Raw genomic sequence first — 16,346 nt, 5'->3', positions numbered from 1 at the left:
GCAGCGCCGACCGAACCTCCTCGGTAGTCGCACCTTTGCTGAATAAGCTAACATGCATAGTTGCCTGCCTCCGTAGCTGGCTGGTTGTTTGAACTGATCTTGCGTCTTCGTTTGAGGTCCCGCAATAGGCCTTCATGCACGACACTGGCCCGACCTCGCAAAGCTTCATCTCGCAGCGCCTCAAGCTGAACTACCTCGATTGGGGCGGGCGCGGGAAGCCGCCGCTGGTGCTGGTGCACGGGGGCCGCGATCATGCGCGCAGCTGGGACTGGACCGCCGAGGCGCTGCGCGAGGATTACCACGTTATTGCGATGGACCACCGCGGGCATGGCGACAGCGACTGGGTTTCGGACGGGGTCTATTCGGCGGGCGACATGGTCTATGATCTCGCCCAGCTGATCCACCAACTGGGCGTCGGCCCGGTCAGGATGGTGGCGCATTCGATGGGCGGAAACGTCGCGCTGCGCTATGCGGGCGCCTTCCCCGAGATGGTGAGCAAGTTGGTCGCGATCGAGGGCCTCGGCCCCTCGCCCGAATGGCGCGAGAAACAGCGCGCGGTGCCCTATCCCGAACGCCTAGCCGAATGGATCGAGAAGAAGCGCAAGGCCGCCGGGCGCACCCCGCGCAAATACGAGAGCATCGAGGCTGCCTTCGCCCGGATGATCGAGGAGAACGCCTACCTCACCGAGGAACAGGCGCGCCACCTCACCGTCCACGGGGTCAACCGCAACGAGGATGGCACCTATAGCTGGAAGTTCGATCCGCACCTCAACGTCTGGCCGGTCGAGGACATCGGCGACGAGTTCATCGAACAGCTGTGGGGTGCAATCACCTGCCCGACGTTGCTGCTCTACGGGGCGGATAGCTGGGCCTCGAACCCGGAGAAGGATGGGCGGATCGCCCACTTCAAGACCGCGAGCGTGATCGAGTTCGAAAAGGCGGGCCACTGGCTCCACCACGACCAGTTCGACCGCTTCATCACAACCTTGCGCGATTTCCTCTGACCGCTTGAAAGGAGCGCCCGATGGCCGATTTTACCGAGGCGCTCACCGAAAAGCAGATCGCGATGATCGCCGAGCAGCCGGTATTCTTCGTCGCGACCGCGGCGGCCGATGCGCGGATCAATCTCAGCCCCAAGGGCTATGACGCCTTCCGCGTGCTCTCTCCCACCCGCGTCGCCTATCTCGATCTCGGCGGATCGGGAAACGAGACTCATGCGCATCTTGCCGCCGACGGCCGCATCACGGTGATGTTCTGCAACTTCCAGCGACCCCCGCTGATCCTGCGCATCTACGGGCGCGGGCGGCCCGTCCTGCCGCAGGATGCCGAGTGGGAGGCGCTGGCGGCGCATTTCACGCTGATGCCGGGAACGCGCCAGATCTTCGACATTGCGGTCGAGAGCGTGCAGTCCTCCTGCGGCTGGGGCGTGCCCTTCATGGCGCTGGAGGGTGAGCGCGAGACGCTCAAAAAGGCGCACCGCCAGTCCGATCCCGCCCAGTGGGAGGCCAAGATGGCCACTCGCACGCGCAGCATCGACGGGTTGCCGACCCGCGCCACCGACCGCTTCATCGCGGGCGAATAAGGCGCGAGCGGCGCAAAAATTGCCCAATCGTTAATCACGCGCCTAAAAATTAGGCAGGTATTTTTCCGCAGGTGCGAAGAAATGCGCCGATTCCTTTGCGTCAATCACGTTACACTGTCTTGGCACGCTTGTTGCTGTGATCCCGGTGGCCGGAAACAATCCGGTGCAACAGGGGCCAAAGATGAAGTTCATCATCGCCGTCATCAAACCATTCAAGCTCGACACCGTTCGTGAGGCGTTGAGCGGGATCGGCATTGCCGGAATGACCGTCACCGAGGTCAAGGGCTTCGGTCGCCAGAAGGGTCAGACAGAAATCTACCGTGGTGCCGAATATTCCACCAACATGCTTCCCAAGGTGAAGCTCGAGATCGCTGCCAGCGACGATATCGCCGCGCAGGTGGTCGAAACCATCCAGCAGACCGCCAACACCGGAGCCATCGGCGACGGCAAGATCTTCGTGCTCGATCTTGCCTCGGCGACCCGCATCCGCACCGGCGAGTCCGGCGAAACCGCGCTGTAAGGGGGCCAATTCGATGAAATCCATTCTCTTCAAGGGTGCAGCGCTGGCGACCGGGATGGCGATGCTCGCCGCACCCGCCTTCGCCGCCCCGGTGGCGGAAGCCGCCGCCGCTGCCGCAGAGGCGGCGCCTGCCGTTCCCAATCCGGGCAACAATGCGTGGATGATGACCTCCACCATCCTCGTGCTCATGATGATCCTGCCGGGCCTCGCGCTATTCTACGGCGGCCTGACCCGCTCGAAGAACATGCTCTCGACCATGACGCAGATCGGCGCGACCGCCTGTCTTGCCATGCTGATCTGGGTGATGTGGGGCTACAGCCTCGCGTTCGGACCCGAATCGACCGGCGCGCTGAGCCAGTTCTTTTCGACCGGAAGTTACTTCCTTTCCTCGGTCACCTCCGACACCACCGCTGCGACCTTCAGCGATGAAGTCATCAGCGAATATGTCTTCGTGAGCTTCCAGATGACCTTCGCTGCGATCACCGCCGCGCTGATCCTCGGCGCGACGGCGGAGCGCATGAAGTTCTCGGCGACCATGATGTTCGTCACCATCTGGCTGACGATCGTCTACTTCCCGATCGCGCACATGGTGTGGGCGGGCGGCGGCTTTCTGTTCGAAGGCGGCATGTTTGGACTCGACGTTCCGGCTGCGCTCGACTTCGCGGGCGGCACTGTGGTGCACATCAACGCGGGCGTCTCGGGCCTCGTGCTCGCCTACATGCTTGGCAAGCGCAAGGGCTACCCGACCGAGCCGATGCCGCCGCACAGCCTGACGCTGACGATGGTCGGCACGGGTTTGCTGTGGGTGGGTTGGTTCGGCTTCAACGCCGGCTCGGAACTCGAAGCCGACGGCACCGCTGGTCTCGCGATGATCAACACCTTCGTCGCAACGGCGGCGGGCGGCCTCGCCTGGATGGTCGCCGAGAAGCTGGCGGGCCACAAGGGCTCGGCGCTGGGCTTCTGCTCGGGTGTGATCGCCGGTCTCGTCGCGGTCACCCCGGCGGCGGGCAACTCCGGCCCGTTCGGTGCGATCCTGCTCGGGATCGTCGCTTCGGTGATCTGCTTCTTCGTGGTCTCGAAGGTCAAGGCCAAGCTCGGCGTTGACGACTCGCTCGATGCTTTCGGCATCCACGGCGTGGGCGGCATCATCGGCGCGATCGGCACCGGCATCGTCTACTCGCCGGCGCTCGGCGGACCGGGCGGTGACGACTTCGTGATGGGCACGCAGGTCACCACCCAGATCATCGCGGTGCTCGTCGCGATCGCCTGGGCTGCTGTCGGCACCCTGATCGCGGGCTTCATCACCAAGGCCACCGTTGGTCTGCGGGTCGACGAAGAGACCGAAGTCAACGGCCTCGACATCTCCGAACACGGGGAGCGCGCCTACAACTAAGCGCCCCTTCAACAGCTTGGCGGGGGGAGGAACCTCTCTCTCCCTCTCCCCTCCCCCCGCCTCACCTTGTTCCTCCTGCGAACGAACAAACTGAATATGGCCGGAGTAGCGAAAGCTCTCCGGCCTTTTTTTGTGTTGCGCTCGCCCATCCGGGCGAGCGTCCTCGGCGAGGTTCCGCCGCTTCGCGCCGGGTCGCCTGCGGGCGGGCGGTCGCCCTTGCGGCCCTTCGGGCCGTTACAGCGCGACAATGACGGGGTGTGAGAAGCCTATCTCCGCTCCGCAGCCATCACGAAGTCCGTGCACCTTTCGCCGATCATGATGCTGGGCGCGTTGGTGTTGCCGCTGACGAGCCTCGGCATGATGCTCGCGTCGGCCACCCACAGGCCATCGAGCCCGTTCAGCTTCAGCGTCGAGTCGACCACCGCATCGGCATCGGCGCCCATGCGGCAGGTGCCGACCGGGTGGTAGACCGTGTCCGCGCGGCTGCGGATCAGGTCGTCGAGCGCGGCATCGTCATTGAGGTCGACGGGATGGCGATCCTTGGGGCCGAAGGCCTGCATCGGCGGCGCTTCGGCAATGCGGTGCGACAGGCGCACGCCTGCGCGCAAGACCGCCATGTCGCGTTCGTCGTCGAGGAAGTTGGGGTCGATCACCGGCGCCGCTGCCGCATCGGGCGAGCCCAGCCGGACCGTGCCGCGGCTCTCGGGGCGCAGCACGCAGGCGTGGAGCGAGAAGCCGTGCGCCTTCACCTTCTCGCGCCCGTGATCTTCCAGCACGGCGGGGACGAAATGCCACTGCACGTCGGGCGCGGGGCTATCGGGCATCACCGTCCAGAAGCCGCCAGCCTCGGCATAGGGCGTGGTCATCGTGCCCGTCCGCTTGCGGCGGTGCTCGAGGATCGCCGCGGCCATCTTGAGCGTGCCTTTGAGCGTCTGCCCCAGCGGCACGTCGCTATCGGTCTCCCAGCCGGAGACATAGTCGATGTGATCCTGCAGGTCGCTGCCGACCGCGGGCTTGTCGAGCACCACATCGATCCTGTGCGCCTTGAGATGCTCTGCCGGGCCGATGCCGGAGAGCATCAGGATCTGGGGTGAATTGAACGCCCCCGCGCTCAGCACCACCCCGCGCCGCGCCAGCAGCGTTTCGCTCTTGCCGCCACGCCGGATCTGGACGCCGGTCACGCGCCCGTCCTCGATCACCAGCTTTTCCACGAGCGTATTGTTGCGCACCGCGAAATTGCCCTGTTCGCGAATCGGCTCCACGTAAGCGCGCGCCGCCGACCAGCGTTCGCCCTTGTGCTGGGTCACCTGATAGAGACCGAAGCCCTCCTGCCGCGCGCCGTTGAAATCGCTGTTGGTGCGCAGCTGCAGCGCGGCGGCGGCATCGACGAAGGCGTGGCTGGTGGGGTTGGCGTATTTCTGGTCCTCGACGAACAGCGGGCCGCCCGCGCCGTGAAAATCGTCGCCGCCGCGCTCATTCGCCTCGGCGCGGCGGAAGTAGGGGAGCACGTCGTCATAGGCCCAGCCGGTGCAACCCAGCGCCGCCCAATTGTCGTAATCCCAGCGGTTGCCGCGGATATAGACCATCGCGTTGATCGCCGAAGAGCCGCCAAGGCCCCGCCCACGCGGCTGATAGCCGACTCGCCCGTTCAGCCCCTTTTGTGGGACGGTCTCGAAACGGTAGTTCGCGTTTTTGAGGAGGAAGGGCATGAAGCCCGGCGTCTTGACGAGGATGTTGTCGTTGCGTCCGCCCGCTTCGAGCAGGCAGACCCGGCGCGTGCCGTCGACCGCAAGGCGCCCTGCGACAGCGCTGCCCGCGCTGCCACCGCCGATGACGATGTAGTCGAAACTTTCCATGATCTCTCCCTTTGGGCGGAGAGACTAGGCAGCTTCGGCGCTGCCCGCAATCGCGTTTCGATCAGCTACCGAAACTGGGGGTGGTGCCGCTGCGCCGAGCCGAGCCTCCCACTTTGCGCGAATCATGTCGCTGGTTTCGCGGCTGCCGTCGTGGCTCCAGCCGGGTTCGCGCAGCAGGTAGGAGAGCTTGTGCTTCCAAGGCGCGCGCCAGATGTCGGTCAGCATCCCGATCCATTCGTGGAACACCGCCCAGAGCAGGTTGAAGCTGCCGAGCTGCTTGACGATCCCGTAGCGGATCGGTTCGTCATCGACCTCGGGGGTGAAGGTGCCGAACATCCTGTCCCATACGATAAAGACGCCCGCGTAATTGGTGTCGAGATAGCGCGGGTTGGTCGCATGGTGGACACGGTGGTGCGAAGGCGTGTTCATCACCGCCTCGAACCAGCGGGGCATGCGCTTGATCGCCTCGGTGTGGATCCAGAACTGGTAGATGAGGTTGAACCCGCCGCAGATCGCGATCATCGCGGGGTGGAAGCCGAGCAGGACCAGCGGCAGCGTGAACAGAATGCCGATGGTCAGGTTGCCAGTCCAGGTCTGGCGCAGCGCGGTCGAGAGATTGTAATGCTGGCTCGAGTGGTGGTTCACATGCGCCGCCCACATCCAGCGGATGCGGTGCGCGGCGCGGTGCGACCAGTAATAGGCCAGATCGTCGAGCACGAAGCACAGCGGCCAGGCCCACCACACCGCCCACCATTCGGGACCGAAATCGAACACCCGCCAGTCATAGGCGAGGAACATCAGCGCCAGCGCGAACCCGCCCAGCAAGGCCCCCGCCAAGGTCGACCCCAGCCCGAAGGCGAGGCTGACCAGCGTGTCCTTCGGCTCGTAGGCCTCGGGTGCGCGCAGTTTCGCCCAGATCATCTCGGCCAGCACCGCCACCACGAACAGCGGCACGGCATATTGGGTGGGGTTGAAGTCAGGCATCGCGCGCCACGCTTAGCCGATTGATCGCTTCGGCCCAAGTCTCTGGCGCGGGGATATCGAGAAAGACGGTGCCGAAGCGCCGCTCGCCGCTGTCGACCCGCAGCGCGCTGTGGCCCGGATCCTGCCAGACACCGGCCCGGGCCTGCGGGCCGAGCACCCGCCCAGCAAAGCGGTTGCCGTGGCGCTTGATCACCATGATCCGTCCCTGCGCATCGCGGGCGATCGCGGCCTTGCCGTCGAAATCGGCGGCGACGGGATCGAATCCGTCCTCCACCTCGGCGGCAGCCCGCCGCACCGCCGCTTCGCTGTCGAGCGCGGGCGCGTCGCCAAGCTTCATCCACCACGCCAACCCCGCCAGCGCGAGGATCGCGACGAGCGAGCCGGCGGTCTGGATCAGCAGGTCCACGGGGAAAGCGCCTCAGCGCTGGCTGAGCATGTCGATCATCGCGCGAATCGGGCTGACGTCGTAGCCCGCCTGCGCCGCAGTGCGGGCGATGGCTTCGGGGTCTTCGCCCTGTTTCGCGCTTGCCAGCGCCCACAGCAGGGTCGAGCGCGTGCCCGAGCGACAATAGGCGAGAATCGGCCCCTCGGCCTGCTCCATCGCGGCGATCATCGCCATTACCTGCGGCTCGGAAAAGCCCGAATGGCCGATCGGAATCGCCACGTAATTGAGGCCCGCGGCTGCCGCTGCATCGGCGATTTCGTCACCCTGCGGGGCAGAGGGCTCCTCTCCGTCGGGGCGGTTGTTGACGATCGTCGTCACGCCGAGCGCCGCTGCGGCAGCAATATCGGCTAGCGCAAGTTGCGGGCTCACCAACACATTTTCGTTGAGGCGGCGAAAATCGCTCATGCACGCTCCTGCATTACCGGGGGTTGTGAGCGCCCGTCATGCCCAAAGCCGCCCCCCGGCACAAGCGCCCGCGCGGCCCGCCACCGGGCGGTCCGGTAATTTCGTTCGCAAAGCAAGCTATTGTGCGCTATACCTCGGGATGCGTGCGCTGCCGGACCACGGGCTCGGGGCGTCTGCGTCCGGTGCGGCTCACTGTCCACGACATCGGCGCAATGGAGAGCGGGCAGTGTGGCAAGGTACGTTTTGATCTATGGGTTACGATAGGGGACGCCGGCGCGGCCGCGACAAGCGCGACGGTTTCGGCGAAGATGGCTTCGATCCGTTCGGCGGCGGGAATGACGGTTTTCCGCCCCCCCGCGATTTCGGCAACGACCGCTTTGGCGGCGGCGGTGACCGGTTCGGCGGCGGTGGCGGTGGCGGTGATCGCTACGGCGGCGGCGGCGGCGGAGGTGCACCGCGCGGCGGTGGCGGCTTCAGCGGCGGTCCGCGCGGCGGCGCTGGCGGCGGTGCTAGTGGTGGCGGCGGTTTCAGCCGCATGCCCGCCCAGATCGTCGGCACCGGCAAGGGCACGGTGAAGTTCTTCAACACCCAGAAGGGCTTCGGCTTCATCCAGCAGGATGGCGGCGGCGAAGATGTGTTCGTGCACATCAGCGCAGTCGAACGCGCCGGGCTTGAAGGCCTCGCCGAAGGACAGGAGCTCCAGTACAATCTCGTGGATCGCGGCGGCAAGGTGTCGGCGCAGGATCTCCAGATCGTTGGTGACGTGATTGCGGTGGCGGCCAAGCCCGCAGCGCCGCAGCGCGAGCTGACGGGTGAGCGCGTGACCGGCACGGTCAAGTTCTTCAACGCGATGAAGGGCTTCGGCTTCCTCGTGCGCGATGATGGCCAGCCCGATGCCTTCGTGCACATCAGCGCGGTCGAGCGTTCGGGCCTTTCGGCCCTCAACGAGGGCGAGAAATACGAATTCGATCTCGAAGTCGATCGACGCGGAAAATATTCCGCCGTCAATCTGGCCCCGATCGAAGGCTGACAACAGCCTCTTTCCCGCCTCTCCTGCCGTTTGACGCAGGGCTGGCGAGAGAATAACGGATTGCAGATGGCGGCTCTGGTTCAGGGCCGCCATTTGCGTTTCGACTTCCCCCGCTTTTCACAATTCAGGATGCAAGCCCCATGTCCATTTCAGCGCTCATGCCCGTCTATCCGCGTTGCGGTGTCCGGCCGGTGCGCGGCGAGCACTGCCACCTGATCGACGAGGACGGCACCCGCTATCTCGATTTCGCCAGCGGCATCGCGGTCAACCTGCTCGGCCATTCGCACGAAGGCCTGATCGGCGCGATCCAGAGCCAAGCGGCGACGCTGATGCACGTGTCGAACCTCTATGGCAGCCCGCAGGGCGAGAAGCTGGCGCAGTGGCTGGTCGATACGACCTTCGGCGACACGGTGTTCTTCACCAATTCGGGCGCCGAGGCGGTCGAATGCGCGATCAAGACCGCGCGCGCCTTTCACCAGAACGCCGGTGACGAAGGCGATGCGGGCCGGTTCGAGATCATCACCTTCCACAACGCCTTCCACGGCCGCACGATGGCGACCATCTCCGCCTCGAACCAGACCAAGATGCACCACGGCTTTTCGCCGCTGCTCGAGGGGTTCAAATATGCCCCCTTCGACGATCTGGAAGCGGCCAAGGCGCTGATCGGGCCCAAGACGGCGGGCATTCTGGTTGAGCCGATTCAGGGCGAGGGCGGCATCCGCCCGGCCTCGCAGGAGTTCATGGAGGGTCTGCGCGCGCTGTGCGACGAACACGGGCTGATGCTGATCCTCGATGAGGTGCAATGCGGCGTCGCGCGCACCGGCAAGCTTTATGCCTATGAGCACTACGGGGTGACCCCCGACATCATGGCGACCGCCAAGGGCATCGGCGGCGGTTTCCCGCTGGGTGCCTGCATCGCCACCGAACACGCCGCGCGCGGGATGACTTTCGGCACGCATGGTTCGACCTATGGCGGCAACCCGCTCGCCATGGCCGCCGGGATGGCGGTGATGGAGGCGGTGGCGAACGAGGAATTCCTCGCTTCGGTCACCGAGAAGGGCGAACGTCTGCGCACGCGGCTGGAGCAGTTCATCGGCAATTACCCCGAGCTGTTCGAGCTGGTGCGCGGCAAGGGCCTGATGCTGGGCCTCAAGATGAAGATGGAGAGCCGCCCGTTCTTCGTGCACCTGCGCGACAACCACCAGCTGCTGACCGTGGCGGCGGGCGACAACACCATCCGCGTCATTCCGCCGCTGGTGATCGGCGATGCCGAGATCGACGAGTTCTTTGACAAGCTGTCCGCAGGCGCGGCGAGCTTCAAGGTGCCCGAGGCGGCATGAGCGGGGGGGCTTGGCGCCACTTCCTCGACCTCGGCGATGCCGGGGGCGATGCCATCGCGGCGATGATCAACGACGCGATCGACCGCAAGGCCGCGCGTGCCGGCTTGCCCAAGGGTGCGCCCGATGCCGACGCGCCGCTCAAGGGCCGCGTGCTGGCGCTGGTGTTCGAGAAGAATTCGACCCGCACGCGCGTCAGCTTCGACATCGCGATGCGCCAGCTGGGTGGGAGCGTGCTGCTGCTCGATTCCGCTTCGAGCCAGCTCGGGCGGGGCGAAAGCATCGCCGACACCGCGCGCGTGCTGAGCCGGATGGTCGATGGCATCATGCTGCGCACCGACGATCACGCCAAGATCGAGGAAATGGCGCGCCACGCCACCGTGCCCGTAATCAATGGCCTGACCGACAAGTCGCACCCCTGCCAGATCGTCGCCGATCTGCTGACCGTGATTGAGCACGGCAAGGCGCTGCCCGGCCTTGAGGTTGCGTGGTTCGGGGATGGCAACAACGTGCTGCACTCGATCCTCGAGGCGGCAGGGCTGATGAAGTTCAACGTCCGCGTGGCGGTGCCGCAGGGCTACGAACCCGATCCGGCCTTCGTCGCCATGGCGCGCGCGGGCGGGGCAACGGTGACGCTGACGCAGGACGCAGCGGCAGCGGCGCGCGGGGCTGACGTGATCGTCACCGATACCTGGGTGTCGATGGGGCAGGACCACGCCGAGGAGAAGCTGGCGGCGATGGCGCCCTATCAGGTCAATGCCGACCTCATGGCGCTGGCGAAGCCCGATGCGGTGTTCCTCCACTGCCTCCCCGCCCACGTCGGTGAGGAAGTCAGCGAAGCGGTGTTCGAAGGCCCGCAATCGGTGGTGTTCGACGAGGCGGAGAACCGCATCCACGCGCAGAAATCGGTGCTGCTGTGGAGCTTCGGGATGCTCTCGGCCTGACGGGGTCTTCCGTCCGGCCCGGTCCGTCCCCATATGGCGGCGGATGATGGACACGACCCAAACCGCCGAGACTTTCTCCGACACCCTGCTGGGCTTCACGCTGCCGGGGCGCAATGCGCGCGGCCGTGTGGTGCGGATGGAGGATGTGCTGGAGCAGGTGCTCTCGGCGCATGATTACCCTGCGCCGATCACGCATCTGCTGGGCGAGGCGCTGGTGCTGGGCGCGCTGATGGGCGGATTGCTCAAGGGCGAGACCGCGCAGCTGACCCTTCAGGCGCAGACCCAGGGCGGGATCGTCAAGCTGCTGGTGTGCGACTATCGCGCCGGAGCCGTGCGCGGCTATGTCGATTTCGACGGGGAACGGCTGGCCACGCTGGGCGCCAATCCGAGCCTGACCGCGCTGTTCGGAGAAGGCTATCTCGCGATCACCTTCGAGACCGAGACGCAGCAGCGCTATCAGGGGATCGTGCCGCTCGAGGGCGACAGCCTGGCGCAGGCGTGCGAGAGCTATTTCAGCCAATCGGAGCAGATCCCCACGCTGATCCGCGTCGCCAGTCGCGCGGGTGCGGGTGGGCGGATTGCCGCCGGGATGCTGATTCAGCACCTGCCTGATGGAGAGGAGGGGCGCGAGCGCCTGCACGTCCGGCTCGACCATCCTGATTGGGAGCATGTCGCGGTGATCGCGGGCACGATCAGCCATGACGAGCTGCTCGATCCCGCGCTTTCGCTCGAAGCGATCGCTTGGCGGTTGTTTCATGAGGAGGAGGAAGTGCGCGTCCAGCCCGGCACGGTGCTGTCACGCGGCTGCCGCTGTTCAGCTGCCCATTACGAGACGATCATTGCCCGTTTCCCGCCTGACGAGCAGGAAGAAATGCGCGGGCCCGATGGCACAATCTCGGTCGATTGCGCTTTTTGTTCACGCAGCTTTGCCTTGGCGATTTGACGCTTGGTCGAAAATTTTCCGAACTTCGCCGTGTTGTGGCCAAATTATGCAATGGGCGGAAGCCGAAAGCTGGCATGAGGACAGGGATGATCAATCGAAGCCAAAAGACGATCGGTGCCAAGGCACTCGCAGGCCTCGCCGCCGTCGGCGGCGTGCTGTGTCTCGCTGTGCCGGCGCTGGCACAGGGCAATGGCCTTGCGATGCTCGACACGCTCGCTCGGGGCGAGTGGACGATCAAGCAGCGCGGCGGCGCGCCGGATCGCAAGATCTGCGTGAAGTCGGGAGCGGAGCTGATCCAGCTGATGCACCGCGAAAGCGGGTGTAGCCAGTTCATTGTTGAAGACGGCGCGGCGCGGGTGACGGTGCAGTATACCTGCCCTGGAAATGGCTATGGCCGCACCAGCATCCGGCGCGAGACCGCCGCTCTGGTCCAGCTCGAAAGCCAGGGCATTCACGGCGGCATGCCGTTCCAGATGACCGCCGAGGCACGCCGCACCGGATCGTGCTGAGCCGCAGGTGATTGCCTTTGCCCTGCCGCGTGATAGGGCCGCAGTCATGAGTGACGCGCAACAATCCAAGCCGCTCGCCGTGGTGCTGCTCTCGGGCGGGCTTGATTCGATGGTGACTGCCGCGCTGGCGCAGGAAGCGGGCTTTGGGGTCCATGCGCTCAGCGTCGATTACGGGCAGCGTCACCGGCTGGAGCTGGAATCGGCCGCGCGCATCGCTGCACAGCTTGGCCTTGCGCGCCACACGACCATCGCGCTCGATCTGCGCGCATTTGGCGGATCGGCGCTGACCGATGCGATCGATGTGCCCAAGGGCGGGGTGGGTGACGATATTCCCGTGACCTATGTGCCCGCGCGCAATCTGGTGTTCCTCGCGCTGACCACCGCCTGCGCCGAGGCGGCAGGCGCGCGCGACGTCTTCATCGGGGTCAATGCGCTTGACTATTCGGGCTATCCCGACTGCCGCCCCGAATTCATCGCCAGCTTCGCCGAGACCGCGAGGCTGGGTACCAAGGCCGGTGTGGAGGGTGCGCCCTTCACCATCCACGCGCCGCTCCAGCACATGACCAAGGCGGACATCGCGGCGGAGTGCGCGCGGCTGGGGCTCGACCCTGCATGGAGCTGGTCATGCTACGACCCGACGCCCGAGGGGCTGGCCTGCGGGCTGTGCGACTCATGCCGTTTGCGGAAAAAGGGTTTTGCCGAGGCGGGGATTGTCGATAGCACAGCCTACAACGCCTGATCGGCCGTTCGGCGGGGCAGGGACCAAACCATAACGGGATAGGGGATCAGTATTGAGCCTGGAGACGACGGCGGCGCCGGACCGCAGCGAAGAGCCCGCGTCTGCCTATAGCTGGTATGTGCTCGGCGTTCTGGTGGTGGTCTACATTCTCAACTTCATCGACCGGCAGATCCTTTCGATCCTTGCGGTCGACATCAAGCGCGATCTGCAACTGAGCGATGGTCAGCTGGGCTTTCTGGGAGGTGCGGCCTTTGCGGTGTTCTACGCGCTGTTCGGCGTGCCGCTTGGGAGGCTGGCGGATCGCTGGCACCGGGTGCGGCTGCTGACGATCGGGCTGGTGCTATGGTCGACGATGACCGCGCTGTCGGGATTTGCGCGCAACTATCTCACCCTGTCGCTGGCGCGCATGGGCGTCGGCGTAGGGGAGGCGACCGCGAGCCCGACGGCCTATTCGCTGATCTCGGACTATTTCCCTTCCCGTCAGCGCGCGACCGCGCTCGCGATCTATTCCTCCGGTCTCTACCTCGGCGGCGGGGTGTCGCTGCTGATCGGGGCGAAGATCTCGCAGGTCTGGGATTCGGCCTATCCGGGGGGCGGCATGGCCGGTCTTGTCGGCTGGCAGGCGGCGTTTCTGGCGGTCGGCGTGCCCGGCATATTGCTGGCGATTTGGGTCGCGTCCTTGCGCGAGCCGGTGCGCCAGCCCCACGACAAGCCCGGCGCGCGCCATCCCTTGCATGACTTTTTCATCGATCTGTCGATGCTGTTGCCGCCGTTCACATTCTTCCATGCGCTGCGGCGCGGGCCGGTGGCAGCTGCCGTCAACCTGCTGATGGCGGCTGCGATGATCGGCCTTGCGGTGGTGATGATCGGGCTGACCGGCAATCTGCCGCAGTGGTCGGCGATGGCGTTTGGCTATTATGCCGTGTTCTCCTGGGCGTCGACCTTGCGGCGGCATGACCCGGCAACCTTCAAGCTGATCTGGGGCACGCCTGCCTTCATCTGCACGGCGCTCGGCTATGGGCTGGTGTCGCTCGGTGCTTATGCGCTGGCCTTCTGGTCCGCGCCCTATGCGGAAACCGTGCTGAAGCTGCCCAAGGCCGAGCTCGCCTTCGTGCTCGGGGGCAGCGGGGCGGTGTCGGGCTTTCTCGGGGTGATCCTGGGCGGGCGGATGTCGGACTGGCTGCGATCGCGCAATCCTGCCGGCCGCATTCTGGTGGTGATGTTCGGGATCCTCGCACCGATCGTGCCGATCTGGATCGGGTTCACCACCGAGAACGCGACGCTCTTCTATGTGATGAACTTCCTTGCGGGGATGTTTGCGGCGACGGCCTTGGGCGCGGCGGCGGCAACCACGCAGGATCTGGTGCTGCCGCGGATGCGGGGAACGGCGACCGCGTCCTTCTTCCTCGCCACGACCTTGGTGGGGCTGGCGATCGGTCCCTATATGGTCGGCCAGATTTCCGAATTGAGCGGGAGCATGCGTATCGGTGTGCTGTCGCTGATCGGGGTGGCGCCGATATCCTTCGTTCTGCTGATCTATGCCTATCGCACGCTGCCTCAGGCCGAAGCGACAATGGTCGAGCGGGCCCGGGCCGCTGCGGGAGAGTAGCGCCGCCGCGCTCTGATCTTCCCTTTGGAGCGCACGGCTTTGGCATGGGTCGGACCACGACCGTTGCCTTCTCGCATCTGGGCAGCCCCCGCGTGGCCATGAGGTCATTCCGTCTGGCTGCCGACATCGCAGGGTTCGACCCGCAGCGAGCCTCTTGCGTCCTTCACCCCGGTTCCCTCCACCCGCCTGAGCGAAGGGCAACAAAAAAGGGGCCGGATCACTCCGGCCCCTCTCTTCGTGTTCCTTGGAACCCGTGGCTTACATGCCCGAGCCGGGACCGTAGGTCACTTCCACGCGGCGGTTCTGCGCTTCGCGCACACCGTCGGCGGTCGGAACCTTGGGCTGGGTTTCACCGAAGGCTTCCCCGGTGATGCGCGCGGCAGGAATGCCACGGCCCGTCAGGTAGGCGCTGACGGAAGCGTTGCGACGCTCGGCCAGACCGATGTTGTAGGTCGCGCTACCCGCACGGTCGGTGTGACCGGCCAGCATCACGCGCGCCGTGCCGCAGTTGGCATAGGCGGTGACAGCGCTGTTGAGGATGTTCGCAGCCGCCGGCGTGATGTCCGACTTATCGAAGTCGAAGAACACGATGTACGGGCCGGTGTTGCACGCAACCTTCGGCGGAGCCGGGGGCGGCGGGGGCGGCGGGGGCGGCGGGGGCGGGGGCGGCGGCGGGGGCACAGCCACCGGCGCGGCCACGGGCTCATCACCACCGAAGTTGTAGGTGATGGTGCCCAGCAGCGAGTGGCTGCTCAGCTTGGTTTCGAGATCGCGGCCCAGCGGATCGATCAGGTTCACGTTCGGCACGTTGAAGTAACGGTAACGCAGACCCACGTCCCACGAATCGCTCAGCGGAGCGCGGACACCCGCGAGCAGCTGCCAGGCGAGGCCGGTGTCCGAATCGTTCCAGACGCCCGGACCGTTGGCATTCACGCGGCCGTCCATGTCGACACGCGCCACACCGATACCGCCGCCGGCGAAGGCCTGCAGGCCGTCATCCGAACCGAAGTCGAACAGGCCGTTGAGCATGAAGCTCAGCGCGTTAACTTCGCCCAGCGCTTCGCGGGTGCCGGTGAAAGTGGTGAAACCACCCGGAGCCGAAGCGAGCGGGTTGTCAGCGAGGCCCTGATTGCCGGCCTGTACATCCCCGAGATCGGCCGCACGGTAGCTGGCTTCGGCTTCCAGACGGAAGGCCCCGAAGTCGTAGCCGACGATCCCGCCGAAATCATAACCGGTGTCGTAGTTGGCCACCGCGTTTTCCGGCACGCCGTTGACGTCGATGCTCTGGTCTTCGACAAGCATGACGCCGCCGTTGCCCTCGATATACCACTGACCTTCGCGAGCCATGGCGGGCGTGGTCAGCGCGGTCGAGGCCATCGCCATTCCAATGACGAGTTTGCGCATTCTAAAATTCCCCTTTGTATTGGACTTGAGGCACCGTTGGTCTCTATCTTTTCCCCTTGGCCGAGGCAAGCGATCAATGCCCTCTGGGTGTTGCAAGAATGTCGCGTTGAGGCGGTTGTGGATAAAAATGCAACCGCGAAAGGGCCCGAAAACAGCCATTCCTTGCCATCATGGGCCGTTGGCACCGATCAGTCCGGCTGTTGCCAGCGCTTCGATCAGGCCGATGATGGCAGTTCGGGCCTCGCTGTCGATCACAGCCCCGCCGACCGGACTCGCAGGTGCGCTTGGTTGCTCCCACTGGGTGCGATAAACGAGCTGGCGATTGTCGCTTTGATCGAAAACCTGCATCCCCTCGCGCGGGGTTACGAAGCGCCAGTCGCCGCCGATGCGCACGGCAATGCCGTCCTCTTGCCCCGACCACGCGCCGGTGGCGGGCGCTGTCACGCGGAAGCAGTCGCCCTCCTCGACCGCGACGGGCGGCGCCGCGACCGAAGCCTTGATAACGCGTGGATAAAGGGCGTCGAGCAGGCACAGGGCCTCATTGACGACGAACTCCTTCTGCGCCTGTCCCGCGATCAGCAGCGGGAGGCCGATGATGGGCGTGATGCTCGGAAAGGCAATCGGGTCGGACATGCAAACCTCCGTG

The 16,346-nt window shown here is 65.5% G+C and carries 17 protein-coding genes; 11 read left to right on the top strand and 6 right to left on the bottom strand.

The window, feature by feature from the left end:
• The first annotated feature begins 134 nt into the window (after positions 1-134).
• From BZF59_RS02745 to BZF59_RS02730, 4 genes are all read left to right on the top strand, one after another.
• A complete protein-coding gene (locus tag BZF59_RS02745; protein ID WP_086606698.1) occupies positions 135-1,004 on the top strand; it encodes an alpha/beta fold hydrolase in 870 nt (289 codons plus the stop codon).
• A 20-nt stretch (positions 1,005-1,024) separates the two neighbouring features.
• Positions 1,025-1,582 carry a pyridoxamine 5'-phosphate oxidase family protein gene (locus BZF59_RS02740; RefSeq protein ID WP_086606697.1) on the top strand — a complete coding sequence of 186 codons (558 nt, stop codon included), beginning with the start codon at positions 1,025-1,027 and terminating at the stop codon, positions 1,580-1,582.
• A 181-nt stretch (positions 1,583-1,763) separates the two neighbouring features.
• Positions 1,764-2,102: a P-II family nitrogen regulator gene (locus tag BZF59_RS02735; protein WP_086606757.1), complete on the top strand. Its 339-nt coding sequence runs from the start codon at positions 1,764-1,766 to the stop codon at positions 2,100-2,102.
• A gap of 13 nt (positions 2,103-2,115) precedes the next feature.
• Entirely contained in the window at positions 2,116-3,495 is a 1,380-nt protein-coding gene (locus BZF59_RS02730; protein WP_086606696.1) for an ammonium transporter, read from the top strand.
• Between the two features lie 266 nt (positions 3,496-3,761).
• On the opposite strand, the gene BZF59_RS02725 is transcribed toward BZF59_RS02730, so the two are convergent.
• The 4 genes from BZF59_RS02725 to BZF59_RS02710 are packed head-to-tail and all read right to left on the bottom strand — an operon-like array spanning position 3,762 to position 7,185.
• Complete coding sequence (locus tag BZF59_RS02725) at positions 3,762-5,351, bottom strand: GMC family oxidoreductase (protein ID WP_086606695.1); 1,590 nt, start codon at positions 5,349-5,351, stop codon at positions 3,762-3,764.
• A gap of 24 nt (positions 5,352-5,375) precedes the next feature.
• Positions 5,376-6,335 (bottom strand): sterol desaturase family protein, encoded by a 960-nt coding sequence (locus tag BZF59_RS02720; protein ID WP_086606694.1) that lies wholly within the window; start codon positions 6,333-6,335, stop codon positions 5,376-5,378.
• Positions 6,328-6,741, bottom strand: coding sequence for a hypothetical protein (locus BZF59_RS02715; RefSeq protein WP_245805983.1), 414 nt, complete (start codon positions 6,739-6,741; stop codon positions 6,328-6,330). The genes BZF59_RS02720 and BZF59_RS02715 overlap by 8 nt, the downstream gene beginning before the upstream one ends.
• Positions 6,742-6,753: 12 nt before the next feature.
• Positions 6,754-7,185: a protein tyrosine phosphatase family protein gene (locus BZF59_RS02710; RefSeq protein ID WP_086606693.1), complete on the bottom strand. Its 432-nt coding sequence runs from the start codon at positions 7,183-7,185 to the stop codon at positions 6,754-6,756.
• 250 nt (positions 7,186-7,435) lie between these two features.
• Between BZF59_RS02710 and BZF59_RS16465 the strand changes: the two genes are divergently transcribed.
• The 7 genes from BZF59_RS16465 (at position 7,436) to BZF59_RS02675 (ending at position 14,296) form a co-directional block, all read left to right on the top strand.
• Positions 7,436-8,215, top strand: coding sequence for a cold-shock protein (locus tag BZF59_RS16465; RefSeq protein ID WP_086606692.1), 780 nt, complete (start codon positions 7,436-7,438; stop codon positions 8,213-8,215).
• A gap of 140 nt (positions 8,216-8,355) precedes the next feature.
• The gene (locus BZF59_RS02700) at positions 8,356-9,555 is read left to right on the top strand and encodes an aspartate aminotransferase family protein (protein WP_086606691.1); all 1,200 of its coding nucleotides are present in this window, start codon (positions 8,356-8,358) and stop codon (positions 9,553-9,555) included.
• Positions 9,552-10,496, top strand: a complete 945-nt coding sequence (gene argF / locus BZF59_RS02695; protein WP_086606690.1) for an ornithine carbamoyltransferase — start codon at positions 9,552-9,554, stop codon at positions 10,494-10,496. The genes BZF59_RS02700 and argF overlap by 4 nt, the downstream gene beginning before the upstream one ends.
• A gap of 43 nt (positions 10,497-10,539) precedes the next feature.
• Complete coding sequence (gene hslO, locus BZF59_RS02690; protein WP_086606689.1) at positions 10,540-11,439, top strand: Hsp33 family molecular chaperone HslO; 900 nt, start codon at positions 10,540-10,542, stop codon at positions 11,437-11,439.
• Between the two features lie 86 nt (positions 11,440-11,525).
• Positions 11,526-11,948 (top strand): DUF3617 domain-containing protein, encoded by a 423-nt coding sequence (locus tag BZF59_RS02685; RefSeq protein WP_158094260.1) that lies wholly within the window; start codon positions 11,526-11,528, stop codon positions 11,946-11,948.
• Between the two features lie 46 nt (positions 11,949-11,994).
• The gene (queC, locus tag BZF59_RS02680) at positions 11,995-12,687 is read left to right on the top strand and encodes a 7-cyano-7-deazaguanine synthase QueC (RefSeq protein WP_086606688.1); all 693 of its coding nucleotides are present in this window, start codon (positions 11,995-11,997) and stop codon (positions 12,685-12,687) included.
• Between the two features lie 52 nt (positions 12,688-12,739).
• Complete coding sequence (locus BZF59_RS02675; protein ID WP_086606687.1) at positions 12,740-14,296, top strand: spinster family MFS transporter; 1,557 nt, start codon at positions 12,740-12,742, stop codon at positions 14,294-14,296.
• A 258-nt stretch (positions 14,297-14,554) separates the two neighbouring features.
• On the opposite strand, the gene BZF59_RS02670 is transcribed toward BZF59_RS02675, so the two are convergent.
• Both BZF59_RS02670 and BZF59_RS02665 read right to left on the bottom strand, forming a co-directional pair.
• Positions 14,555-15,700 carry an OmpA family protein gene (locus BZF59_RS02670; RefSeq protein ID WP_086606686.1) on the bottom strand — a complete coding sequence of 382 codons (1,146 nt, stop codon included), beginning with the start codon at positions 15,698-15,700 and terminating at the stop codon, positions 14,555-14,557.
• Positions 15,701-15,868: 168 nt separating this feature from the next.
• Complete coding sequence (locus BZF59_RS02665; protein ID WP_158094259.1) at positions 15,869-16,333, bottom strand: DUF2793 domain-containing protein; 465 nt, start codon at positions 16,331-16,333, stop codon at positions 15,869-15,871.
• Positions 16,334-16,346: the final 13 nt, after the last annotated feature.

Origin of the sequence: Erythrobacter donghaensis, assembly GCF_002155425.1 — a bacterium.
Lineage (GTDB): Bacteria > Pseudomonadota > Alphaproteobacteria > Sphingomonadales > Sphingomonadaceae > Erythrobacter > Erythrobacter donghaensis.
This window is presented reverse-complemented; position numbering and strand designations above follow the sequence as displayed.

What these genes read in the sequence shown, in the direction of transcription:
- BZF59_RS02745 (WP_086606698.1), top strand. Translation starts at nt 135, where the DNA reads ATGCACGACACTGGCCCGACCTCGCAAAGCTTCATCTCGCAGCGCCTC.
- BZF59_RS02740 (WP_086606697.1), top strand. Translation starts at nt 1,025, where the DNA reads ATGGCCGATTTTACCGAGGCGCTCACCGAAAAGCAGATCGCGATGATC.
- BZF59_RS02735 (WP_086606757.1), top strand. Translation starts at nt 1,764, where the DNA reads ATGAAGTTCATCATCGCCGTCATCAAACCATTCAAGCTCGACACCGTT.
- BZF59_RS02730 (WP_086606696.1), top strand. Translation starts at nt 2,116, where the DNA reads ATGAAATCCATTCTCTTCAAGGGTGCAGCGCTGGCGACCGGGATGGCG.
- BZF59_RS02725 (WP_086606695.1), bottom strand. Translation starts at nt 5,351, where the DNA reads ATGGAAAGTTTCGACTACATCGTCATCGGCGGTGGCAGCGCGGGCAGC.
- BZF59_RS02720 (WP_086606694.1), bottom strand. Translation starts at nt 6,335, where the DNA reads ATGCCTGACTTCAACCCCACCCAATATGCCGTGCCGCTGTTCGTGGTG.
- BZF59_RS02710 (WP_086606693.1), bottom strand. Translation starts at nt 7,185, where the DNA reads ATGAGCGATTTTCGCCGCCTCAACGAAAATGTGTTGGTGAGCCCGCAA.
- BZF59_RS16465 (WP_086606692.1), top strand. Translation starts at nt 7,436, where the DNA reads ATGGGTTACGATAGGGGACGCCGGCGCGGCCGCGACAAGCGCGACGGT.
- BZF59_RS02700 (WP_086606691.1), top strand. Translation starts at nt 8,356, where the DNA reads ATGTCCATTTCAGCGCTCATGCCCGTCTATCCGCGTTGCGGTGTCCGG.
- argF (WP_086606690.1), top strand. Translation starts at nt 9,552, where the DNA reads ATGAGCGGGGGGGCTTGGCGCCACTTCCTCGACCTCGGCGATGCCGGG.
- hslO (WP_086606689.1), top strand. Translation starts at nt 10,540, where the DNA reads ATGATGGACACGACCCAAACCGCCGAGACTTTCTCCGACACCCTGCTG.
- BZF59_RS02685 (WP_158094260.1), top strand. Translation starts at nt 11,526, where the DNA reads ATGATCAATCGAAGCCAAAAGACGATCGGTGCCAAGGCACTCGCAGGC.
- queC (WP_086606688.1), top strand. Translation starts at nt 11,995, where the DNA reads ATGAGTGACGCGCAACAATCCAAGCCGCTCGCCGTGGTGCTGCTCTCG.
- BZF59_RS02670 (WP_086606686.1), bottom strand. Translation starts at nt 15,700, where the DNA reads ATGCGCAAACTCGTCATTGGAATGGCGATGGCCTCGACCGCGCTGACC.
- BZF59_RS02665 (WP_158094259.1), bottom strand. Translation starts at nt 16,333, where the DNA reads ATGTCCGACCCGATTGCCTTTCCGAGCATCACGCCCATCATCGGCCTC.